Below are 21,970 nucleotides of genomic sequence, written 5' to 3' on the forward strand. Positions count from 1 at the left end.
CCGCCGCGCGGATCAGTGGCTTCGGCGAATGACATTGGCCCGACTCCCCAGGAACTTGGACACTAGGTATCGGAGAGCGGTGAGGTCGAGGCGCGGCCGATGATCGCGTCCTTGAGTCTGATGAGAAACCCTCGTTCGTGCGGGTCCCGGGCCGTGCTGCGCTCGAGCTGGTTGCGGCGGCGTGCCTCCAGCTCCATTCGATGGCCGACGCGGGCGGCGGGTTCGTCGAACCCGCTGGCCAGGCCGGCGGCGATGGCCATGGCTGCCCAGTCGTTGCGGGCGGTCATGCGGACGGCTTCGGCAATGGTCTCGGTCGGTGGGTTCTCCGTCAGTTCGTCGATCACCATTCGCACGCCCCAGTAGATCCAGGTGGCGTGGCGCCATGCCTCGATGACGGCTTCCTCGCGATCCTCGGGTTCATCGGACAGTCCGCGTTCCAGCGATGCGATCAGGCGTGTGTGCCAACGTAGAAGGAGTGCGCTTGCAAGGTCCTCGATGCCGTCGAAGAAGTTGTCGATACCCTCGATGTCGGTAGGGATCTGCCCGTCTCGTCGGGCAAGCGTGGTGTCGATGACCGCGTGCAGGACGCTGGCGCGACTCGGTTTGGGCTCGGCCTTCATCGGTACCTCCTTCGCTGTCGTTGATTGGGTCCGTTACTGCACGGGAAGTGATGCGTAGCCGCGGATGGGGCCGGAGTGAAGTCGTTTGGCGGCGGGTAAATCGGCGAACCACTTGAAGGACGTGTGGTTGAGCAAGGCGTGAAGAGCGATCCGTGTCTCCATGCGGGCGAGGGCGGCTCCGAGGCAGAAGTGAGGTCCTCGCCCGAAGGCGACTTGGCGTCCCGGCTCGCGTTCGACCTGGAACTCGTCGGGGTTGGCGAACGCTCGATGATCACGGTTGGCGGAGCCGAAGAGGAGCAGGGCTGTCTGCCCGGAGTGGAGCGTCTCGCCGTGGAGGGTGATGTCACGGGTCAGGGTCCGCGAGAGTCCTTGAACGGGGGAGTCGTAGCGCAGCAGTTCTTCGATTGCCGAGGCCAGGACCGCAGGCTCGTGTGCCATCCGGGCTCGGTCCTGGGGACGGGTTGTGAGGATGGCCATGCTGTTGGCAAGGAGGTTCGTCGTGGTCTCGTGGCCGGCCACCAGGAGCAGCAGGCAGAACCCCAACACCTCGTCGTCAGTGAGTCTTTCGCCCTCGACCTCGGCATGGACCAGATCGGAGATCAGGTCTCTCCTGGGTGTGCGGCGTCTTTCGGCGAGGAAGCCGGCGAAGTACTCGTAGAGCGACGCGGCTGCGGCAAGACCATCGCGCGCTCCGTGGATCGGGTTCGCTTGCACGAGGGTCGATGACCATGCCCGGAACTGTTCGCGGTCGTCGGCGGGAACCCCGACCAGTTCGGCGATCACGATCGCAGGCAAGGGTCCCGCGAAATCGGAGACGAAGTCCCATGGGCCCGGGTTGATCTGCCCGAGAAGGTGGTCAGTGGTCTGCCGGATTGAGGTCTCCATCGAAGCAATGCGTCGCGGCGTGAAGGCCCGACTGACGAGGGCGCGCAGCTGGGCGTGCCGTGGTGGGTCGGTCATGATCAGCATCGGTAGGAAGAGGTCCGACTGATCGACGCCGGGTGGCGACGGGAAGATCCCCTTGGCCGAAGAGAAGGTCTCTGGAGCGGCGAGAGCCGCGGAGACGTCGTCGTAACGGCTCAGGACCCAAGTGTTGGCGTCCTCGGCCCAGTACGCCGGGGCCTCGTCTCGCAACTGCTCGTAGACCGGGTACGGGTCCTGTTGGACCTGTGGGTCGAACGGGTCGTAGATCCTGACGGGTTGGCTCATCCTGAGGTGTCCCTTCTGCTCTCGATCGGCGATCACGCGGACTCGCTGGCCTCACCAGTGCCGGGTCGCGTGGGCCACCAGTTGTGCTCCTCGAGCAGGGCGGCGCACGCGGGGACAACGAGGGTGCGGACAACGAATGTGTCGAGGAGGAGTCCGACTGCGACGGCGAATCCGGTTTGAGCCAGTCCGTGCACGGACGAGCCGATCAGCGCGACGAAGGCACTGGCGAAGATGACGCCGGCCGAGGTGATGACGGGGCCGGTGGCGGTGACGGCATCAGCAACGTCGCGTCGGCTGAGGCTCAGGCCTCCTTCTCGCATCCGGCTCATCAGCAGGATGTTGTAGTCGGCGCCGACGGCGACCAAGAGGACGAACGTGATGACGGGCACGTTGAACTCGATGTTCTGCCCCATGAGGTGTTGCCAGAACAAGGTGGTCAGGCCGAGTGCCGCGCCGCAGGACAAGATCACCGAGGCCAGCAGGTAGACGGGAGCGATCAGTGACCTGAGGGTGAGGATCAGGATGAGTAACACGATGAGAAGGACCAGTCCGACCACGAAACGGGTGTCGTGGTCGAGGTAGTCCTGGAGGTCTGCTCCCAGCCCGCCGGCTCCTGTCGCGAGCAGGTCGGCGTCAGCCAGGGTCGTGCCGCGGATGGCTCGTGCTGCGGCATCGCGGGTGACGGTGTAGCGGTCGACGCCATCGACGCTGAGCGGGTCGGTCTCGCCGCTGATCTGGATCCGGGCGACCCGACCGTCGGCGCTGAGGAACGTTGTGCGGGCCAGCGCGAAGTCCCGGTTCTCGAGCGCGCTGGCGGGGAGGTAGAACCCGCCGGCATCCGCAGTGTTGGCTTGTGCGCCCACGTCGGAGAGGTAGGTGCCTGCCTGGTCGAGTCCGTCGGTGAGTCGGGAGGTCTCGTCTGCGAGCTGATTGATGCCCGGGCTCAGCGCACTGGTTCCTGCGGCGAGCTCTTCGGTCCCTGTCGCGAGTTGGAGGAGCTTGGTCCGGAAGACCTTCTGCCCGTCGGCGAGTTGTCCGCTGCCCTTCTCTGCGCGGACCAGGCCGCCGTGGAGCTTGCGGAGTCCGTCGGCGAGGGTGCTTTGTCCATTCGCGATGCTCAGGGCGGCGTCAGCAGCTTCCTGGAGGCCGCCGAGGAGCTGTTCGTCCTGGGCATCGACGATCTGCTTGAGTCCCTTTCTCGCCTTATTGCAGACCGGGTCGACACCGCACAGGAGGTCCTTGGCAAGCGCCTGCTCGATCGCCTTGAGTCCCTCGACCCCGAGGGTGGCCTTGTCATGCGCGCTCTGAAGCCCACGGGCGAGCTGGAGTGCGCCCTCGGCGAGGTCGCCTGCGCCAGACGCAGCGGTATCGGTGTTGTCTGCGGCAGTCTCCAGCCCTTCGTTGAGTTCGGTCAGGCCGGTGACGAACTGGTCGACGCCGTCCACGGCCTGCACGCTGCCGTCGGCCAACTTGTTGGCGCCTCGGTCCAGCTCGGCGGCTCCGTCGCTGAGTTCGATCAGGCCGGGTTGTGCCTTGGTGAGCTTGCGGTCCGCCTTGTTCAACTGCTTTGCCAGGGTGGTGAGCTGCTTGCTGATCTGTGCTTGCGACAACGGCTCGCCGCTGGGCTGGGTGATGCTGCGTACCGAGGTCACCCCCGGGACCTTGGCGATGGCACGGCTCAGGGTGTTGAGGCTGGCCAGGTCCTTCGGGTTGCGCATGTCGCGTTGCGCCGTGACCAAGATGTAGTCGGGCAGAGTCTCGTTGGGTGCGAAGTGCTTGGTCAGTGCAGCGTTTCCGATGTTGCTCGGCGTGTCTGAGGGCTGAGCTGCCCGGGTGTTGAACGACAGCGTCATCGTGGGCAGGAACGCTGCCAGGATTCCCAGGAACAGGACACTGCCGACGAGCACCCGAGCGGGTCGTGCTGCGACGAGCGTGCCGACCCTGCTCCACAGGGACTCGGGGCGGATCGCCGGCGCAGGTCCGATCCGGGTGCCGGTCCAGGCAATGAGGACGGGAGTGAGGGTGAGGGTGGCCGCCAGGGACACTGCGACCGCGATCGCCATCCCCGGACCGGTGGTGGAGAAGATGCCGAGCTTGGCCGCGATCAACGTGCTCGCGCCCAGAATCACCGTGGCAGCGGAGGCGACCAGCGCGGTCCCGATCCGCGTCGTGGCCGTCTGGATCGCCGTCGCCACCTGGCCGGTGTCACGGTACTCGTCCCGGAACCGGCTGATCAGGAACACCGAGTAGTCAGTGCCAGCACCGAGCACGATGGCCATCACGAACGCCGAGGTGTACGACGACAGTGCGAGCCCCGACTCACCGAGGATCGACAGCACGCCCCGTGTGCAGACCAGGGCCACCCCGATAGTGACCAGCGGAATCAGCACGGTGACCAGTCGCCGATAGATCAGCGCCAGGATCAGCACCAGCAAGCCGACGCTGATGAGGTGGATCCTGTCCGAGGCCTCCTCGACCGCCGTGGTCAGGTCAGCCACCGTCGCCGGGTCGCCCGTGATGTGGACCTTCGTGCCCGGGGCAGTGCCCGCGTCATCGACGATGCCGCGTAGGAGCGCCACATCCTCGTTCGACCGAGGCGACCCGATAGGGGCCTTCAACCCGACTGGGATGTAGGTGGCGCGGCCGTCCTTGCTGGTCAACACAGTCCGCAACTGAGGTTGCTCCAGATAGTCCTGGACCTCGACCACCTCATCCGGATGGGCATCGAGCCCGGCCACGAGACGCCGATAGGTGGCCCCGTCGGCCTTGCTCAGCCCGTCGTCGTTGACCAGGACGATGAACGCGTAGGCCTCCGCCTTTCCCGTGCCGAACGCAGAACCCATCGCGTCCAGGCCACGCACGCTCGGCGCCCCGTCAGGCAGGAATGCGGTCGTGCCTCGTTCGACAACGTCTTCAAGGCTCGGCGGAACGACGACCAGAACTGCACTCAGTGCCAGCCAGATGGCGACAGTGAGCGCAGGGAACTTCAGGGCCGTGCTCGACAGCCACGTGACCGGGTTCCCGCGAACAGGCGCTGGCATGGGCCGATCTCCTTGGCATCTAATGTTGGAATCCGATTCCAACACAAAATTCTGCAAAAGCATAGGATGATCGCGTCATGGGAGGACCGATGAAGCCACTGCCGGTACAACTAGCCAGCAAGATCTACGCAGCCTCGGAACTGATCGCGGAGCGAGGACTGGACGACACCAAGATCGAGGACATCGCAGAAGTCACCGGGATACCCGTCTCCACGCTCTACTACCACTTCAGAGGGAAGGCCGAAATTCTCGCGTTCCTGCTCAACGACCTGCTGACGGCCATCGCAGCTGAGGTCGGTGTCGCGGTCGAGAGTCAAGGGACCGCGCGGGAACGCCTGACGCGAGTGATCCGTGCCCAGCTGAGCGTGATGCTCCAGAACCCGGCTTCGTGCCGAGCCCTGGTCGGCGATCTCGGTCGCGCAACCCGCCTCCCTCAACTCGCCGGTGCCCTCAGTGCAGCCTTCTACCAACCCGTCGAACAGCTGCTCCGTGACGGCGCCGACGACGGTTCGCTGCTGCCGTCGGAGGACACGATGTCCGACGCGGTCATGATCTTCGGCGCGGTCACGGTCGCTGGGTTGATGGAGGCAGTGGTCGGAAGTCAACGGCCGATGGAAAGCATCGCCGACGCCGTAGCGCGACTCCTCTTCGACGGACTGGCGCCACGCACATTCGATGAGACCCACGCGTAATGGGTGAGAACACCTTCGACCACCTGCTCGCCGGATGGCGACAAGACCCAGACGTCTCCCGCGGAGTCGGGGCGACCCTGCCATCGCACCACAGCCACTGTCTCGGGTGCGGCGCGGAGAACCCACATGGCCACCACCTGGTCGTGACCCGCAACGCCCCCGACACGGTGGTTGCCACCCACACCTTTGACGCTCGCCACGTGGGTGCACCCGGCATCGCGCACGGTGGCGCAGTGGCCACTGTCTTCGACGATCTCTTCGGATTCCTGCTGTACTCCATCGGAGACCTCGCCGTTACCCGCAAGCTCGACGTCGAGTACCTGAGCCCGGTGCTGCTGGGCCTCGAATACACGCTTCAAGCCAGCATCGCGGAACGTGCTGGACGCAAGATTCACATGGCCGCCACCCTCCAGGCCTCCGACGGTGCCTTGGTCGCGAGGTCGGGTGCCCTCTTCGTCACCGTTGACTTCGAGCACTTCAAGGGTCCGGGACGACCGTCCTGACCGATGGCAGCGATCGGCACCGCCAACCGCAATGAACCGACCTTCCCCGCCGCTGCCGTGTTCGACATCAGCGTGCCCGTCCGGAAGGTCTCAGCTACCAACTGTGACTGGATTCTCGAAACTGCCTCGGAGACTGACCAGTCCACCTCTTGAAGGCGTGCGAGAAGTTGGTGAGGTCGCTGTACCCGAGCTCGACCGCGATCTCGCTGATCGACATGGATCGGTCGAGCAGGCGTAGCGTGGCGCGCTCCAGCAATGACGTCTCGAGCAGGTCGCGGAATGTGGTGCCCTCTTCCTGGAGGCGCCGCTTGAGGGTGCTGGCAGACATCGACAGCTCATCGGCGACCGTCTGGCACGTCTTCAGTTCAAGAGCCTCGTCCAGGGAGATCCGTACCCTGCTCGAGTAGGACGTCGGCCCGATCCTGTGCTCGAGGGACTCCCGGAGATCGGCAATCGCGAGGCGATATGCAACCGGGTCGGAGAACCGACAGACCTCATTCAGCGTCTCCGTGGGCACGTGGAGGAATGTCATCGGAGACTTGAAGACCAGGTGCCCGTCCAGTGAGGCTTCGTGCTGAGTCACGGACGCGGGCGCTGGCCAACTGGTGTGCAGTCTGACGGTCGACCCGTCGCCGACGAGCATCTGGATCAATCTCCGCAGTGCCGAGCCGCAGTAGGTAACGAGCAGACAATCCAGATCCGGATCGCCGATATGACCCGTGAGCCCGACTGTGAGGCCCTCGTCGTTCGGGTGGAACCGTGTGGTGACGGCTGTCGTGATCAAGGGCAGGTAGGTGAGAAGTTCCATGATCTCGGCCACGGATCCTGCGCTGATCAAGGGGAGACTCAAAGGGCCGAACGAGGTCAGTTGAGCCTGTTCTGCGAACGTGTGGCCGAGTTCGGTGGCGTGGTGGGCATCGAGCGTGGGGTAGACCTCCCGGAACCACCGCACTGGGATCTGCCCGTCGTGCTGCAGCAAGGTCGCCTCGGTGACGCCCTCACGGGCCATGATGGCGCGGAACCGTGCCACAGCGCCCGCTCCAAGTGCCTGGCTCTCGAGCAGCTGCGCGAATGCCGTGTAGGGCACTCCCGCTTCATTGAGGTTCATCGAACCCGCTTCCCTGAGCCGAACTCACAACTAACTGGCCCGGGCGAACATAGCCACGACCGGCGTCCGCGGCAAGAGTTGACCCAAGGCCTTGTGCCCTCCCTACGACGCATCAGGAGTTGATCATGGCAGTGGTGATGTTCGTGTCGCACGACGGCGAGACGCACACGGCGTCCTTGGACGCGGGGCAGTCGTTGATGCAGGTCGCGACCAACAACGCGGTGCCCGGCGTCGACGGCGACTGCGGTGGGGAAGCTGCCTGCGGAACCTGTCACGTCATTGTCGACCCTCAGTGGTCCGAGCGGGTCGGGCTCTCCGGCCCCGATGAGGAGCAGATGCTCGCGATGAACCCCGAGCGTGAACCGACCTCCCGACTGTCGTGCCAAATGGCGGTCTGTGACGCATGGGACGGGCTGACCGTCCGACTCCCCGAATTCCAGATGTGACCAGCGAGAACGGGCAGAAGTGATGAAAATTCCTGAGGCGGTCACCGCCAAGGTCCAGGCAACCATCCCGATGGAGCGGCAGATTCAGGGCGCACATCTCTACGACAAGACCAGGAGGTGGGTCACGGGGACCAATGGCAAGAAGATGTTTGTCGAGCGCCCCATCCCGCCGGTCGAGGAGATCGACCTCGCCGACATCGACATGAGCAATCCGTTCATGTACCGGCAGGGTCGCTGGAAGTCCTACTTCGAGCGTCTGCGCACCGAAGCCCCCGTGCACTACCAGCCCAACAGTCCCTTCGGCCCGTTCTGGTCTGTCACCCGGCACGCCGACATCATCGCGGTCGACAAGGACCATGACTCGTTCTCTGCCGAACCCCTGATCGTCATCGGCGTGCCACCACGGTTCCTCGACATCGAGATGTTCATCGCGATGGATCCGCCGCGGCACGACCTGCAGCGGCAGGCGGTCCAAGGCGTCGTCGCACCGAAGAATCTGCGCGAGATGGAGGGGCTCATCAGAGAGCGCGTTCGCGAGGTGCTGGACGAACTCCCGGTGGGTGAGCCGTTCAACTGGGTGCAGCGCGTCTCGGTCGAGTTGACTGCGCGCATGCTGGCCACGTTGCTGGACTTCCCCTACGAGCAGCGTGACAAGCTCGTCTACTGGTCAGATCTTGCGTCCTCGATGGAGCAAGCCAACGGTGGTCCCTCGGACAACGATGAGGTCTTCCGTGGCATGCGTGACATGGCGGGAGGTCTGAGCGCCCTCTGGCACGACAAGGCCGCCCGGACTGCTGCCGGGGAGGAACCCGGCTTCGACCTGATCACCATGTTGCAGAGCAACGAGAACACCAAGGACCTCATCGACCGCCCGATGGAGTTCCTCGGAAACCTGGTGTTGCTGATCGTCGGAGGCAACGACACGACCCGCAACTCGATGAGTGGTGGTGTCCTTGCGCTCAACCAGTTCCCGGATCAGTTCGAGAAGCTGAAGGCCAACCCTGACCTTATCCCCAACATGGTCTCGGAGGTCATCCGTTGGCAGACTCCGCTCGCCTACATGCGCCGGATCGCCAAGGTCGACACCATCCTGAACGGCCAGTTCATCCGTGAGGGCGACAAGGTCGTGATGTGGTACGCCTCGGGCAACCGCGACGCCGCCGTCTTCGATCGGCCTGATGAGCTGATCATCGACCGTGCCAACGCGCGCAACCACATCTCCTTCGGGTTCGGCGTCCACCGCTGCATGGGGAACCGGCTGGCCGAGCTGCAGTTGCGGGTCCTGTGGGAGGAATTGCTTCCGCGCTTCGAGGAGATCGAGGTGGTGGGCGAGCCGGAGTACGTGCAGTCAAACTTCGTACGTGGCATCAGTGAGTTGATGGTCCGTCTCACCCCGAAGGCCGGCGCATGACCGGGCAGCGAGCGGTGATCGTCGGCGCAAGCCATGCCGGCGCGCAGCTCGCGGCGAGTCTGCGCCAGGAGGGGTGGACCGGGGAGGTCGTCCTGGTGGGCGATGAGTCGGCGCTGCCCTACCAACGCCCGCCCCTGTCGAAGGCCCTGCTGGCGGGCAAGAGCACCCTTGAGGATCTGGCGATCCGTAGCGCAGCGTTCTACGCCAAGCAGGAGATCCAGCTTCTGGATGCAACGATCAAGTCGATCGACCGCACCGCTGGTCACCTGGTGCTGGGCAACGGCGAGTCGCTGGGCTACGACAAGCTTGCCCTGTGCACCGGTGCTCGGCCGCGACGACTTCTCGTGCCGGGCGCCCTACTTGGCGGTGTCTACTACCTGCGCACCGCCAAGGACGTCGAGCTGATCCGTGGAGCCGCCTCGCCCGGACGGCGAGCCGTCATCGTCGGTGGGGGCTACGTCGGGCTGGAGACAGCCGCGTCGTTGCGCGCGTTGGGGCTCGATGTCACGGTGCTCGAGGCGACCGGGCGTGTCCTCGAACGAGTGACGGCCCCCGAGGTCTCAGCATTCTTCGAGCGGATCCACCGAGATGCGGGCGTCTCCATTCGGACGAATGCACTTGTCGAGGCCATCGCCGGGGACACCCAGGTCCGCGAAGTGTTCCTGTCGAGCGGCGAATCAATTCCTGCTGACTTCGTCATCGTGGGCATCGGTGTTGAGCCGAACACCGAACTCGCCTCGGCATCAGGACTGGTTGTCGACAACGGCATCGCGATTGACGATCGAGCCCGCACGAGCGACCCCGGCATCGTTGCGGCCGGCGATTGCACGAGCCGCACCATGGCCAGTCACGGTCGTCGAGTTCGTCTCGAGTGCGTACCGAGCGCGGGGGAGCAAGCCAAGGTGGCCGCCGCCACCCTCTGCGGGAAGGCCAAAGAAATCACTGCGCTTCCGTGGTTCTGGTCAGATCAGTACGACGTCAAGCTCCAGATCGCCGGACTCAACACCGGCTACGACGAAGTCGTGCTCAGCGGTGATCCCCGTCAAGACCGCGACTTCACCTGCTTCTACCTCCGCCACGGTGTGCTGATCGCCGCGGACTGCGTGAACCGTCCCCGTGACTTCATGTTGACCAAGCGGCTCCTGGCGCAAGGTGCTCCGCTGCTGGGACGGGCGGAGCTGGTTGTCCCAGATCTGACCGACATACGCGGGTAGGCCGAGCGGCGTAGTACGCCTCCGTTGCTGACCACCGGGAACGCTCATAGACAGGACATCAAGTGACGAACCTCCTCCCACGAGCAATCACGAAGAGGCGCGACCGGCTCTCGTCGTTGCTCCTGGCGTCGCTACCGAGTAGATGGGACGCGGCCCTGCGCGAGGCCAGCGACCGGTGGCCGGTCCACGAGCTCGCCCCAGTTCCGGAAGGCTCCGGACTCAAGCCCGTCCGAGGGACCGCCGGACTCCCTCTCCTCGGACACACCGTCGACTACATCCGCTTCGGGTCGGACTTCACGCGTGCCCGATACAGGCGCTTCGGTCCGGTGTCCTGGATGGGGGCGTTCGGCACCAAGGTGGTGGCGGTGGCCGGCCCCGACGCCACACAAGAAGCACTGACCACCAAAGCGAGGTCCTTTTCCCAGGACGGTTGGACCTATCTCATCGACGCGTTCTTCCACCGTGGCCTGATGCTGATGAGCTTCGACGAACACAAGATGCATCGACGCATCATGCAGGAGGCGTTCACCCGTGACCGGCTTGCCGGATACGTCGACCAACTCGGACCGACCGTCGAGGCGAACATCCAAGGCTGGACCGCCGGCACGTCCAACCGGCTCTACCCCCTGCTCAAGAGCCTGACTCTCGACGTTGCCACGGACGTCTTCATGGCGGGGCGCGGCGGGAACCAGGACACCGATGCGATCAACGACGCCTTCGTGTCGACCGTACGGGCAGCCAGCTCGATCGTGCGGATACCGCTGCCCGGGACACGCTGGCGAGCTGGTGTGCGTGGGCGAGCGGTGCTGGAGGCCTACTTCGCACAACATCTGCCTGCTGCCCGCGAGGGTCAGGGCGGCGACCTGTTCGCGGGACTGTGCCATGCGCAGACCGCCGAAGGGGACGCCTTCACCGATGAGGACGTCATCAACCACATGATCTTCTTGATGATGGCCGCCCACGACACCTCGACCATCACCACTGCGGCGGCCGCCTACTTCCTCGCCAAGCACCCGGGGTGGCAGGAGCAGGCCAGGGCCGAGTCCGACCGACTCGGCGACCGGACCCCGAACATCGTCGACCTGGAGTCGCTGGCGACTCTCGATCTGGTGATCAAGGAAACGCTGCGCCTGGTGGCGCCAGTGCCGATCGTCATGCGCAAGACCGTCGAGGACGTCGAGATTGCCGGGAGCCACATTCCAGCAGACACGCTGGTTGCCATCGCTCCGGCCGCCAATCACTTCGACGAGACATGCTGGACCGACCCCGACAAATTCGACCCTGGACGCTTCAGTGAGCCGCGTCGGGAAGACCAGCACCACCGCTTCGGGTGGATCCCGTTCGGTGGCGGGGTGCACAAGTGCATTGGTCTCCACTTCGGGACCCTGGAGGTCAAGGCCATCCTGCACCAGATGCTGCGCACCTACAGCTGGACGGTCCCCGACGGCTACGAAGTCAGATGGGACAACACCTCACTACCGATTCCCGTCGACGGGTTGCCGATCACCCTGGAGCGCCGATGAGTCAGATCCTTGCGTCCCACCTGGAGCCGACGGAATTTCTCGACTTCGAGCACGAGGACGTCCGCGACTTCACCGCGGCCACGGTCGGTGACGCGAGGACCGACACCGAGAAAGCGAGACGACTGTTCGCCGCCGTCCGCGACCGGGTCTGGTACGACCCCTACACGGTGTCGGCCGACCCTGCGCACTACCGCGCGAGCTTCGTGCTCCAGGCCGGTCGCGCCTACTGCGTCCCGAAAGCCGTGCTGCTCACTGCGGTGTGCCGCGCGGCAGGCATTCCGGCGCGTTTGGGTTTCGCCGATGTCCGCAACCATCTGCAAACCCAGACCCTGCGAACACTCATGGGCGGCACGGACCTGTTCGTTTACCACGGATACAGCAGTCTCCACATCGACGGCAGGTGGCTCAAGGCGACGCCGGCGTTCAACGTCGAGCTGTGTGCTCGTTTCGGTGTTCCTCCGGTGGAGTTCGACGGTGAGCACCACGCACTCATGCACGCCTTCACGGCAGACGGAATCCAGCACATGGAGTACGTCCACGAGCGTGGCCTCTTCGACGACCTGCCCTTGGCCGAGATCCTGAGCGAGCTTCGCCACACCTATGGCTCGATGGTGGATTCCTCCGCGCCTGCGGTTGACGACGCTTTCACCATCAAGTCGACGAGCCAGATCCAAACTGACGCTTCACCCGGGTCTGCGCACCCACAGGAGGACCGATGAGCCCAACAACCACAGCGACCATGCTTGAGGTGCGCAACCCAGCCGACGGCCGGTTGGTGGAGACCATCTCCGTAGATGATCGTGACGCCGTGACGCGCATCGCTACCGAGCTTCGCCTCGCCCAAGTTACCTGGGCCGAGGATGGTCCACGGCAGCGTTCACAATGGTTGCACCAGTGGCGGGACTGGATCCTTGCTCATACCGACGAGCTCACCGACCTGCTTCAGGCCGAGACCGGCAAGGTGCGTCCTGACGCCCTCGTGGAGACGACCGCGTCCTGCGAATTCATCACCTACTACGCCAACCACGCCGAGGACTTTCTCGCCGACGAAAGGGTCAGGTCCGCGGGACTGCTGAGCCTGCCGAAGCGACTTTCCAAGACCTACCGGCCCCATCCTCTCGTCGGCCTGATCACCCCCTGGAACTTCCCGATCACTCTCTTTCTCATGGACGCAGCTCCCGCGCTGGCTGCCGGGTGCGCGGTCCTGGTGAAGTCCTCGGAAGAGACACCACTGACCTGCGCACGGGTCATCGAAGGCTGGCACGAGATCGGCGCCCCGCCCGTTCTGGCACATGTCACGGGGGCCAGCGACACTGGCTCCGCCGTCGTGGATGCCGCTGACTTCGTCCAGTTCACAGGCTCGACAGTGACAGGGCGTGCGGTCGCACTTCGTTGCGCTGAGCAGTTGAAGCCGGTGAGTCTCGAACTTGGCGGCAAGGATCCAGCAATCGTCCTGGAAGACGCCGACCTCGCCCGTGCGGCCGAGGGCATCGCCTGGGGTGGCTTGTTCAATGCAGGGCAGGTCTGCATTTCCGTCGAGCGCGTCTATGTGGTTGCCCAGGTGTACGAGGAGTTCGTGGCTCGGCTGACCGAGCGCGTGCAGTCGCTGACCCAGGGGGTGGGCGCGCGCGACGATGTCGGTGCCATGGTCACCGCAAGGCAGGTCGAGATCACCGATCGCCACGTCAGCGAGGCGGTAGCGTCCGGCGCGAACGCAGTGGCCGGCGGACGACGAGGCGAGGCCGGGAACTACTACTTGCCCACAGTCCTGATCGATGTCGATCACACGATGGCGTGCATGACCGAAGAGACCTTCGGCCCCACGATCCCCGTGATGCGCGTCGCCGACGAAGACGAAGCCATCCGACTGGCCAACGATTCGCCGTACGGATTGTCGGCCACGGTCTGGACTCGTGACCACGCTCGGGCCCAGCGCATCGCACGACGCCTGGATGCTGGAGCGGTCAACATCAACGACGTCTTCAGCAACCTGTTCGCGATGACGCTGCCGCACAGCGGGTGGAAGTCGTCGGGGACGGGCGCGCGGCTCGGGGGAGCCGACGGGCTCCACAAGTACTGCCGGGTGCAAGCGGTGACCGAGCCGCGATTCCCCGTCTTGACACGAGAACTCACGTGGTACCCGTACTCCGCCCGGCGTACGGCCATCGCCCGAAGAGTGTTGCGCACGGTAGCCGGTCGCGGCTTGCGTCAACGCCTGGGCCTGCACCAGGAGCACATCAGATGACTCGCCCCACACTCTTTCCCGCCAAGACGATCGCGATCACCGGCGGAGCCCGCGGTATCGGTTACCAGACGGCCAAGGAACTGATCGGACGCGGCCACCGCGTCGCCATCGGCGACATCGACGAGGCCCGTGCCAAGGAGGCCGCTGATGAGCTCGGCATCTCCTCCGTCGCCCGACTCGACGTAACCGATCCCGACTCCTTTCGGGCCTTCCTCGACATGGTCGAGACGCAACTCGGTCCCATCGACGTGCTGATCAACAACGCGGGCATCATGCCCACCGGGCACGTGCACGAGGAGGAGGACACCGTGACCCGGCGGCAGGTGGAGATCAACGTCCTTGGCGTGATCTTCGGAACCAAGCTGGCCCTCCAGCGGATGTTGCCGCGGCGCGCCGGGCACATCATCAACACTGCGTCGTTGGCCGGCGAGCTCTCCGTGCCCGGCTTGGCCACCTACTGCGGCACGAAGTTCGCCGTCATCGGGTTCACTGAGGCGGCCCGCCAGGAGTACCGCAAGTCCGGAGTCTGCCTGTCAACCGTTCGGCCCACCTTCACCAACACCGAACTGGTCGCTGGAACGTCCGGGGCGAAGGGTCTGCGTAACGCCGAGCCGCAGGAGATCGCGCGGGCGACGGCCGATCTGATCGAGCAACCCCGTCCGTTCGTACGCGTCACCCGCGTTGCCGGCGGCATGGTCGCAGCAATGAAGTTCGTGCCCGGACGACTTGCCACCGCGCTCGGCTCCGCCCTTGGCACGGACTCGGTATTCCTCGACGACGTCGACATGGGGGCCCGCCAGGCCTACCTGGAGCGAATCCGGAACAGCTAACCCCCGCATCTCTGAACCAACCGGCAAATACGAGAAGGACGTCCCGTGCCCCGAAGAACCCTGATCCAGAACTACCCCCACCGAATGGGAGGGCACTGCGGTTCGGGTGCGATGCGCGACCTGCTGCACTGGAACGGCTTGGGATGGGACGGACCGCCCGATGAGGGTCTGGTGTTCGCGCTCGGCGGCGCCCTGGGGCTGTCCTACCTCCGATCGACCGACCTCTTTCCCCCGCTGTATCTGGTCGGGCGCGGCGCCGAGTTCGAAGTAGATCTACCGCTACGTCTGGGTGGGCAGGTGCAGGTCCTCACCACCGATGATCCCGAGGAGGGGTGGTCGTGGGTCCGAGACGAGCTCGACGCCGGACGACCCAGCCTTGTGTGGGGCGACATCGCGGAACTGCCGTACCTGCGGGTCCAACTGCAGATGAGCCGCCACGACATCGTGGTGATCGGCTACGACGAGGAGAGGGAGCTCGCCTTCGTCGTGGACAACGACCGCGCAGACGTCCAGGAAGTTCCGCTCGAAGCGTTGGCCCGGGCACGGTCCTCCACGGCGTTCCCGCAACCCACCCGCCATTGCACTTACCGCATCACCTGGCCCCGCTCGCTTCCCGCCCTCGAGGAAGTCGCCGCAGGGGCGTTCAGGCAATCCGCCGCCAACATGCGTGAACCATCGCCCCACAGCATCGCCGATCCGACGACGGCGGCCCTCGGTACTGAAGGCCTGGAGGCCGTTGATCTGTTCGCCGCAGACGTCGCGACCTGGGCAGAACTCCCGGACGACGAACTCGGAATACTTCTGTTCAGCGTTGGCGCGTTCATTGAAAAGGCAGGAACCGGCGGCGGTCTGTTCCGCCGTCTGGTCGCCGACGGCTGCGCAGAGGTCGCACGGCTGACCGGCGACGCCGCGACCACAGACCTTGCGACCAAAGCCGCCCGCTGTGCGCAGACCTGGACCGACGCCGCGCGCGCCGCGGCCAAACGCGACGCCGAACCACGCTCTCGGATCGAGCAACTGGTCCTGATCGCTGGTCGTCTACCAGAGCTGGAGTTGCATCTGGTCGAGTCCTTGGAGGCTGCTGCCAGGTCGTTGGCTGGTGATCACTGATCGACTCCTGCCGTCACGATGACCGATCGCATCAAGAGCGATATCAAGTCCGTGGAGAAGAAAGAGCGACGCACATGGCGACACTGGGGGACCACGACTACGACTACGCATCTGTTGTCCGGCACGAAGAGCTCGACTACCGCGATGGGGGTCTGATCGCTGGATGGGCGGCGCATCTCGCCGGTCAGGTCACTGTGGAGGTCGGCCAGGTGCTGCCGCCACATTCCCCGCACTGCGCGGGGTGCGGGCCAGACAATTCCGCCGGTCTGCACCTTCGCGCGGTTCGCACCGCCTCAGGCGTTGAAGCGGTGCACTCGTTCGACGAGGCCCAGGTCGGCGCTCCCGGCATCGCTCACGGTGGAGCTGTGGCCCTCGCCTTCGACGACCTTTTCGGCTTCTCGCTCTACACCGTCGGAGCACTGGCTGTCACGCGCAGTCTCACCGTCGAATATCACGCGCCGTTCCTACTGCACCATCCCTACACATTCCGGGTACAGGTCACGAATCGCACAGGACGCCGGCTCCTGCTGCACGCTGAGGCGTCTGATGCAACCGGCAAGAAGACCGGATCAGCCGACGCCACCTTCGTGGTGGTCGATCCCGGTCACTTCGCCGCCGGCGCCGAACAAGAGCAGAGCCAAGGACAATGACCTCCGCAGATGCGCGACGTGCGCGGCGCGTGGTTCGCAGGGCCCGGGCAATCATCCTGTGACGTCTCCTGGAGGGCACACGGACTGGGGCGTTGCCTGGTGGGTGGCCGTCGTGATCTGCAAGCCGGTTCTGATTCTGGTGCGCCGGCGCGACTGGCGTGGAGTCGAGCGGATACCCGCACGCGGCCCAGCCGTACTCGCCGCGAACCACATCTCCAAACTGGACCCGTTACTCGTCGCCGAGATGGTCCTCGCCAACGGAAGGATCCCGGCGTTTCTTGCGAAGAGCAGCCTGTTCGAAGAAAAGATCGTAGGGAGGTGGTTCCGTGCGGCCGGACATGTGGAGGTGGATCGATCTCATGGTGCCGACGGATTCGGCGCCGCCCTGACGGCACTTCGCAGCGGTGCACTGCTCGTGGTCTATCCCGAAGGAACGATCACCAAGGACCCTGACGGCGGCTTGATGGAACTCAAGACAGGCGCTGTGCGGCTGGCAATCGAATCAGGAGCGCCGCTCATTCCCGTTGCCCAACGAGGCGCCGAAGAGATCCTGCCGGCCTACAGCCGCCGCCCGAAACTGTTCAAACGGCCCACCGTCACCATCGACATTGGTCCGCCGCTTGACCTGACCGATCTCAGGCAGCTCGGGCCCGGTCCCGAAGCGGCGATCGCCGGTACGCGCCGACTTGCCGACGCTCTGGCTCAGATGCTGGATCAACTGGCAGAGCGACACGGCGCGAGCGACCAATCCTCACGCTGCCGGTCATGAGCAACGTCCTCGTGACAGCCCGGTGAAGAATAGACGGGATTGGTGGCGAGATCTCCGCGTCCGAAATGGCGATGGCCCCGAGAAGTCCTGGGGCCATCGGCGACTGAATGTGAGTCACTCGATCAGTTCTGGACCTGATGTCGTCGTAGATGTGGAAACTGCCGGCCAGCACCGCCACTCACGATGATGCGCAAGCCGCGGGGAGCCCATTCGGGCCGATCTGGTGGACGCCGACTCCCGGCTCGTCCCCGAGCAGCCAGGACAACGAACGTCCTCTGAACTCAAGGAAGTGCGCAAAGACCAGTTGAGAGCGCTGGCATGATCGTGCGGGTCGCGCTCGGCGAAGGCGGCCAAGCGAAACGCAACGCCTACACAACCCACGCTGTTCGCAGCCCAGGGGACTGCTGATAGAAGACGGTGCGGGGTCCCAACATCTTCGGCATCCGCTAGATCGATTCTCATCGTCGAGGATCGACTGGGTCAACGTAAATCGACGCCAAGACGACCTCCGGTGCTGTCGTCGATCGGCATGCGCGGCAGCTCTACATAGCTTCTGCCGCGGCGCCCGCGCAGCCCGCGAACCGTCGGCCCTGTGCCTCCGGGAACGTCCCGCTTGGTGGTCGTCTGCCCCTGCAGTCGCACCTTGTGCGACCCCGAGGACATCACTGAGTACATCTCATTGCTGCATTCAGCTGTGAGCCCCAATGACGATTGTTGACGGACGCTGGCGAGTCCCAAAACCCGATCCCCACCAGGTGATTGGAAGGCTCGAAACCGGGCGGCACGCATGCTACGAAGGTTCGTAGATGGTCCGTCCCCCGGGGGGACGGACCGGTGTCATTTCAGGGGTCTTTGACGAGACGTGACGGGCGGTGACGAGGACATCATGCACGGTGGGGTGAAGTTCTACCGCGGCTCGGCAGCCGCCGCACGCTCCTATGTCGAGGCCGACCACTCACGTGGCGATGACTACTACCTCGCCGAGGGAAGCGGCGTTGCCGAGCACTACGCCGTCAACGTGAGCGGCGACGGAACTGTCATCGATCGGCGTCCCGATCTCGACGGCCCGACGTACGAAAAGTGGGTGGCCGGGTACGACGTGTCCACCGGTCAGCCGAAGGGCCGGTTGCGCGATGACGATCGCGCGTTGAGGTTCGTCGAGGTGGTCGTCAATGGACCCAAGACCTGGTCGCTCGCGGCCGCACTCCATCCGGATCTCGCTGCTGCTTACGAAGCGGCACAGACCCGCGCGGCCGAGGAGGTCATCGGGTGGGTTGCCCAGCACGCAACCACACGCGTCGGTCCGCGCGGACGCCAGGTCCAGGTACCCGTCGAGAAGATCGAGGCCGCGGTCGTGCGGCACTACACATCGCGTGCCGGTGACCCGCACCGTCACCTGCACGTTCAGATAAACGCGCGCGTGCACGCGGCAGGTGCATGGCGTGGCTTGCACTCCGTCGGAGTTGTTGACTCCATCGAGGCGCTCAATGGCATCGGTCACGCCGCCGTGATGTGCGACCCCGAGTTCCGCACCGCGCTCGCCGAACATGGCTACACGCTCGACGACTCCGGCGAGATTCAGCAGCTCGCGCCGTACGCCGGTCGGTTCAGCCAACGAACCTCGCAGATCAACCGCAACGTCGACCGCTACGAAGCCGCATGGCGCACCGAGCACCCCGGCGAGGAGCCGGGGCCGAAGCTGCGACAGTCGTGGGATCGTCGCGCGTGGGCTGATGCACGTCCCGACAAGGTTGTACCGGCCGACGGCGTCGACCTTGTCACTCGGTGGAACGTCGAGCTGCACGACCTCGGCTTCCGTCTACCGATAGAACCCGTCGAGGTTCGAGCGACGACTATCGGTCGGTTGCGTCGCGACGCTGCCGTTGATCTCGTCCTCACCCGGCTCGGAGCGAAACGCTCGGCCTGGAACGCCGCCGACATTCGCGGCGAAGTCGAGAAACTGATCCCCGCGGTCGGCATCATCGCCGACCGAGCCGCACGCACGGAGCTGGCCGAAGACCTCACCGCACGCGCGGTCGCCTGCTGCCGGCCGTTGCGCGAACGCGGTGACGTGCCGGACCACATCAGGAACCTCACCTCCGACCGGGTACTCGACGTCGAAGCGAAACTCATCGACGCCATCGCAACGCGCGTACTGCAACCGGTCCAACGTCCGGGCCGGATCACGAACAGCGACCACCTCGATGCCGCGCAACGGGCGGTCGTCGCGGCACTTGCCGGCGACGCCGGCCTCCTCGTCATTGAGGGTGCGGCCGGCACCGGAAAGACCACCACCCTCGCCGCCGCCCGCGCTGCCCTCGATGCGCAGTACCGCCGACTTCTTGTCGTCACACCGACCCTCAAAGCAGCACAGGCTGCGCGACAGCAGGTCGGCACCGATGCGTTCTCCGCGGCTTGGCTCATCCACCAAAATGGTTTCCGATGGGACCAGGACGGCCACTGGTCACGCATCAACCTCGCCCGCGAACAGATCAACGTCGCCGCACGGCTGTCACCCGGCGACGTCCTGCTCATCGACGAAGCCGGGATGCTCGACCAGGACACTGCCCGCGCACTGTTTGCGATCGCCGACCGCGCCTGCGCGACTGTTGCGCTTCTCGGGGACCGCCACCAACTGCCCGCCGTCGGTCGCGGCGGGCTACTCGACATCGCCGCACGCTGGACACCACCAACCGCACATCTCGAGCTCGAGTCCGTGCATCGATTCGTCGATCCGGAGTACGCCGACCTCAGCCTGAAGATGCGCGAAGGCGACCACCCAGCCGACGTCTTCGACGCCCTCCTCGAGCGCGGACTCATCAGCGTTCACGCCACCGATGTCGAACGCACCGCCGCCCTCGCGGACATCGGCGCCGCAAGCGAGGACCTGATCATCGCCGACACCCGCGAACAGGTCGGCGCCCTCAATGCCGCCATCCGCGACCACCGCCACCGCAGCGGCGAGACGACTGGTGAGCGGGTTGGTGAGCGGAATGGTGAGCCCGTCACTCGCCGTGGTGAGCGGATCGGACTCGGTGACCGTGTCGCTACCCGACGCAACGACCGCGACCTCGGCGTCGCCAACCGCGACGTCTGGACCGTCGCCGGCATCGGAGACGACGGCAGTCTTCTCGTCACCGGTCGCGCCGGCCAACGAGAACTGCCCGCCGACTACGTCGGGGAACACGTTGAGCTCGCCTTCGCCTCGACCGTCTACGGCGCCCAGGGCCAGACCGTCGCCTCCGCGCACCTCCTCGTCGGCGACAGCACAGGTGCAGCAGCGGCGTACGTCGCCATGACTCGCGGACGCCACAGCAACGTCGCCCACTTGGTCGCCGACTCTGTCGATGACGCCCGCGAGCAATGGGTGGGCGTGTTCAGCCGCGACCGCGCCGACCTCGGCCCAGGACACGCCGCGACCCGTGTGGACGAGGACATCGAGCGCTACGGCACCCGGGCATCGCGTCAGTCGATAGCGTTCCAGGCCGCCGCACTGAAGAACGCATTGGCCGATGGACCGGCCGGACCTCGGCCGCGACCCGAAGACCGGCAATACACGAGTCCTCGACCCGCTGGGCCGGGAATCGGCCGTTAACCAAGCCCGTCGCTCCAGGTGATCGCTCGGAGGCCCCGAGACGACTTAGGTGACCAGGAAGAAGCCGATCTCGACACGAATGGCCAGCGGAGGTCCGATCCGCAGAGCGGGGCGTTGCTTCTTCCCGAAGAGTCGCCGAATCCGTCGGCGGCCAGCACGAAAGGCGACGTGATGGTGACACCCATCGGCATCCCCGAGGACTGGGACGACAACGGCCTGATCCTGTTCGAGGAGTTCTGCGAACTCATCCGCACACCCCAGCGCACCGTCCGTGACTGGCGTCGCCGTGGCATCGGCCCACGATGGACGCGCTTTCAGGGCGTGGGCCGGCTCTACATCACCGTGGCGGAGGCCCGTTGCTTCCTCGCCTCCGCCACGGTCACCCAGATCGAGGTGCGCTCCGATGGCTGAGCGACGAGCCATCGCGGTCTACGTGAGCCTCGAAGAGGCTGCCGAGTCCATGTCGGTCTCGGTCAGAACGATTCGGCGCTGGATCGCAGCCGGCACGCTTCCGGCGTACCGCTGCGGAAAACGGGCCATCCGAATCAAGCTCGACGACCTCGAAGCTACCCCGCGAAAGATGCCCACAGCGCAGCTCTGAGTGCTGCTGAGGACGTGTGCCCGCCGAATCCTTGTTGCACGTATGTTGCACAAAAAGCAGAACAGAGGCCCCAAAAGGGCCTCTGACCTGCGACTTTACTTGTGGGCGATACTGGGTTTGAACCAGTGACCTCTTCCGTGTCAGGGAAGCGCGCTACCGCTGCGCCAATCGCCCCAGATCTTGATTTGTAATGGTTGGGCCCGATCATAAACCGGTGCGGCCGAGGTGGGTACGGGATTTGAACCCGTGTACACGGATTTGCAGTCCGTTGCCTCGCCTCTCGGCCAACCCACCGTGGAGGCTTTGGTGTTACCTCTCAGAGCGGACGACGAGGCTCGAACTCGCGACCTCAACCTTGGCAAGGTTGCGCTCTACCAACTGAGCTACGTCCGCTTGCTGCTCC

General features: G+C 65.1%; 18 protein-coding genes, 3 tRNA genes and 1 pseudogene. 15 read left to right on the forward strand and 7 right to left on the reverse strand.

Annotation, left to right across the window (positions count from 1 at the left end; genetic code table 11):
* Window positions 1–62: 62 nt before the first annotated feature.
* Genes DNK54_RS04330 through DNK54_RS04340 form a run of 3 tightly spaced genes read right to left on the reverse strand, consistent with a single transcriptional unit; the run spans window position 63 to window position 4,870 of the window.
* Window positions 63–620, reverse strand: a complete 558-nt coding sequence (locus tag DNK54_RS04330) for a hypothetical protein (RefSeq protein ID WP_056756832.1) — start codon at window positions 618–620, stop codon at window positions 63–65.
* A 33-nt stretch (window positions 621–653) separates the two neighbouring features.
* Window positions 654–1,829 carry a cytochrome P450 gene (locus DNK54_RS04335; protein WP_056757062.1) on the reverse strand — a complete coding sequence of 392 codons (1,176 nt, stop codon included), beginning with the start codon at window positions 1,827–1,829 and terminating at the stop codon, window positions 654–656.
* Window positions 1,830–1,861: 32 nt separating this feature from the next.
* Window positions 1,862–4,870 (reverse strand): MMPL family transporter, encoded by a 3,009-nt coding sequence (locus DNK54_RS04340; RefSeq protein WP_161605253.1) that lies wholly within the window; start codon window positions 4,868–4,870, stop codon window positions 1,862–1,864.
* Window positions 4,871–4,959: 89 nt separating this feature from the next.
* Between DNK54_RS04340 and DNK54_RS04345 the strand changes: the two genes are divergently transcribed.
* Both DNK54_RS04345 and DNK54_RS04350 read left to right on the forward strand, forming a co-directional pair.
* Entirely contained in the window at window positions 4,960–5,562 is a 603-nt protein-coding gene (locus tag DNK54_RS04345; protein WP_056757058.1) for a TetR/AcrR family transcriptional regulator, read from the forward strand.
* Window positions 5,562–6,065 carry a PaaI family thioesterase gene (locus tag DNK54_RS04350; RefSeq protein ID WP_082606257.1) on the forward strand — a complete coding sequence of 168 codons (504 nt, stop codon included), beginning with the start codon at window positions 5,562–5,564 and terminating at the stop codon, window positions 6,063–6,065. The genes DNK54_RS04345 and DNK54_RS04350 overlap by 1 nt, the downstream gene beginning before the upstream one ends.
* 94 nt (window positions 6,066–6,159) lie before the next feature.
* Here DNK54_RS04350 and DNK54_RS04355 read toward each other — a convergent pair whose 3' ends face one another.
* On the reverse strand, window positions 6,160–7,173 hold the full coding sequence (locus DNK54_RS04355) for a helix-turn-helix transcriptional regulator (protein WP_056756829.1): 1,014 nt from the start codon (window positions 7,171–7,173) through the stop codon (window positions 6,160–6,162).
* A 125-nt stretch (window positions 7,174–7,298) separates the two neighbouring features.
* Here DNK54_RS04355 and DNK54_RS04360 point away from each other — a divergent pair, with 125 nt between their 5' ends.
* The 13 genes and pseudogenes from DNK54_RS04360 to DNK54_RS04420 all read left to right on the forward strand — a co-directional run bounded on the left by DNK54_RS04360 (window position 7,299) and on the right by DNK54_RS04420 (window position 21,567).
* Window positions 7,299–7,619 (forward strand): 2Fe-2S iron-sulfur cluster-binding protein, encoded by a 321-nt coding sequence (locus DNK54_RS04360; protein WP_056756828.1) that lies wholly within the window; start codon window positions 7,299–7,301, stop codon window positions 7,617–7,619.
* Window positions 7,620–7,641: 22 nt separating this feature from the next.
* Window positions 7,642–9,015 (forward strand): annotated as a pseudogene (locus tag DNK54_RS04365) (cytochrome P450); the annotation flags it as partial.
* Between the two features lie 11 nt (window positions 9,016–9,026).
* Window positions 9,027–10,244: an NAD(P)/FAD-dependent oxidoreductase gene (locus DNK54_RS04370; protein WP_056756823.1), complete on the forward strand. Its 1,218-nt coding sequence runs from the start codon at window positions 9,027–9,029 to the stop codon at window positions 10,242–10,244.
* Window positions 10,245–10,399: 155 nt separating this feature from the next.
* Window positions 10,400–11,767 (forward strand): cytochrome P450, encoded by a 1,368-nt coding sequence (locus DNK54_RS04375; protein ID WP_200958934.1) that lies wholly within the window; start codon window positions 10,400–10,402, stop codon window positions 11,765–11,767.
* Window positions 11,704–12,486, forward strand: coding sequence for a transglutaminase-like domain-containing protein (locus tag DNK54_RS04380; RefSeq protein ID WP_239459898.1), 783 nt, complete (start codon window positions 11,704–11,706; stop codon window positions 12,484–12,486). The genes DNK54_RS04375 and DNK54_RS04380 overlap by 64 nt, the downstream gene beginning before the upstream one ends.
* Window positions 12,483–14,012 (forward strand): aldehyde dehydrogenase family protein, encoded by a 1,530-nt coding sequence (locus tag DNK54_RS04385; protein WP_056756804.1) that lies wholly within the window; start codon window positions 12,483–12,485, stop codon window positions 14,010–14,012. Before DNK54_RS04380 ends, DNK54_RS04385 begins: the two co-directional genes overlap by 4 nt.
* A complete protein-coding gene (locus DNK54_RS04390) occupies window positions 14,009–14,842 on the forward strand; it encodes an SDR family oxidoreductase (protein WP_110205675.1) in 834 nt (277 codons plus the stop codon). Before DNK54_RS04385 ends, DNK54_RS04390 begins: the two co-directional genes overlap by 4 nt.
* A gap of 84 nt (window positions 14,843–14,926) precedes the next feature.
* Window positions 14,927–15,952, forward strand: a complete 1,026-nt coding sequence (locus DNK54_RS04395) for a BtrH N-terminal domain-containing protein (RefSeq protein WP_200958932.1) — start codon at window positions 14,927–14,929, stop codon at window positions 15,950–15,952.
* Between the two features lie 74 nt (window positions 15,953–16,026).
* Window positions 16,027–16,602 carry a PaaI family thioesterase gene (locus DNK54_RS21650; RefSeq protein WP_082606256.1) on the forward strand — a complete coding sequence of 192 codons (576 nt, stop codon included), beginning with the start codon at window positions 16,027–16,029 and terminating at the stop codon, window positions 16,600–16,602.
* 103 nt (window positions 16,603–16,705) lie between these two features.
* Window positions 16,706–17,371 (forward strand): lysophospholipid acyltransferase family protein, encoded by a 666-nt coding sequence (locus DNK54_RS04405; protein WP_235536118.1) that lies wholly within the window; start codon window positions 16,706–16,708, stop codon window positions 17,369–17,371.
* Window positions 17,372–18,233: 862 nt separating this feature from the next.
* Window positions 18,234–20,966 carry a MobF family relaxase gene (gene mobF / locus DNK54_RS04410; protein WP_239459900.1) on the forward strand — a complete coding sequence of 911 codons (2,733 nt, stop codon included), beginning with the start codon at window positions 18,234–18,236 and terminating at the stop codon, window positions 20,964–20,966.
* Window positions 20,967–21,137: 171 nt separating this feature from the next.
* Window positions 21,138–21,377 carry a hypothetical protein gene (locus tag DNK54_RS04415; RefSeq protein WP_110205676.1) on the forward strand — a complete coding sequence of 80 codons (240 nt, stop codon included), beginning with the start codon at window positions 21,138–21,140 and terminating at the stop codon, window positions 21,375–21,377.
* Window positions 21,370–21,567, forward strand: coding sequence for a helix-turn-helix domain-containing protein (locus DNK54_RS04420; protein WP_110205677.1), 198 nt, complete (start codon window positions 21,370–21,372; stop codon window positions 21,565–21,567). Before DNK54_RS04415 ends, DNK54_RS04420 begins: the two co-directional genes overlap by 8 nt.
* Window positions 21,568–21,669: 102 nt before the next feature.
* On the opposite strand, the gene DNK54_RS04425 is transcribed toward DNK54_RS04420, so the two are convergent.
* From DNK54_RS04425 to DNK54_RS04435, 3 genes are all read right to left on the reverse strand, one after another.
* Window positions 21,670–21,741 (reverse strand) — tRNA-Val (locus DNK54_RS04425).
* A gap of 49 nt (window positions 21,742–21,790) precedes the next feature.
* Window positions 21,791–21,861, reverse strand: a tRNA-Cys gene (locus DNK54_RS04430).
* Between the two features lie 26 nt (window positions 21,862–21,887).
* Window positions 21,888–21,960, reverse strand: a tRNA-Gly gene (locus DNK54_RS04435).
* Window positions 21,961–21,970 lie beyond the last annotated feature (10 nt).

Source organism: Nocardioides daejeonensis (assembly GCF_003194585.1).
Taxonomy (GTDB): Bacteria; Actinomycetota; Actinomycetes; order Propionibacteriales; family Nocardioidaceae; genus Nocardioides; species Nocardioides daejeonensis.

Bases quoted from the DNA above. Each gene is read 5' to 3' on its own strand.
- DNK54_RS04330 (WP_056756832.1), bottom strand. From the start codon at position 620: ATGAAGGCCGAGCCCAAACCGAGTCGCGCCAGCGTCCTGCACGCGGTC.
- DNK54_RS04335 (WP_056757062.1), bottom strand. From the start codon at position 1,829: ATGAGCCAACCCGTCAGGATCTACGACCCGTTCGACCCACAGGTCCAA.
- DNK54_RS04340 (WP_161605253.1), bottom strand. From the start codon at position 4,870: ATGCCAGCGCCTGTTCGCGGGAACCCGGTCACGTGGCTGTCGAGCACG.
- DNK54_RS04345 (WP_056757058.1), top strand. From the start codon at position 4,960: ATGAAGCCACTGCCGGTACAACTAGCCAGCAAGATCTACGCAGCCTCG.
- DNK54_RS04350 (WP_082606257.1), top strand. From the start codon at position 5,562: ATGGGTGAGAACACCTTCGACCACCTGCTCGCCGGATGGCGACAAGAC.
- DNK54_RS04355 (WP_056756829.1), bottom strand. From the start codon at position 7,173: ATGAACCTCAATGAAGCGGGAGTGCCCTACACGGCATTCGCGCAGCTG.
- DNK54_RS04360 (WP_056756828.1), top strand. From the start codon at position 7,299: ATGGCAGTGGTGATGTTCGTGTCGCACGACGGCGAGACGCACACGGCG.
- DNK54_RS04370 (WP_056756823.1), top strand. From the start codon at position 9,027: ATGACCGGGCAGCGAGCGGTGATCGTCGGCGCAAGCCATGCCGGCGCG.
- DNK54_RS04380 (WP_239459898.1), top strand. From the start codon at position 11,704: ATGGGACAACACCTCACTACCGATTCCCGTCGACGGGTTGCCGATCAC.
- DNK54_RS04385 (WP_056756804.1), top strand. From the start codon at position 12,483: ATGAGCCCAACAACCACAGCGACCATGCTTGAGGTGCGCAACCCAGCC.
- DNK54_RS04390 (WP_110205675.1), top strand. From the start codon at position 14,009: ATGACTCGCCCCACACTCTTTCCCGCCAAGACGATCGCGATCACCGGC.
- DNK54_RS04395 (WP_200958932.1), top strand. From the start codon at position 14,927: ATGGGAGGGCACTGCGGTTCGGGTGCGATGCGCGACCTGCTGCACTGG.
- DNK54_RS21650 (WP_082606256.1), top strand. From the start codon at position 16,027: ATGGCGACACTGGGGGACCACGACTACGACTACGCATCTGTTGTCCGG.
- DNK54_RS04415 (WP_110205676.1), top strand. From the start codon at position 21,138: ATGGTGACACCCATCGGCATCCCCGAGGACTGGGACGACAACGGCCTG.
- DNK54_RS04420 (WP_110205677.1), top strand. From the start codon at position 21,370: ATGGCTGAGCGACGAGCCATCGCGGTCTACGTGAGCCTCGAAGAGGCT.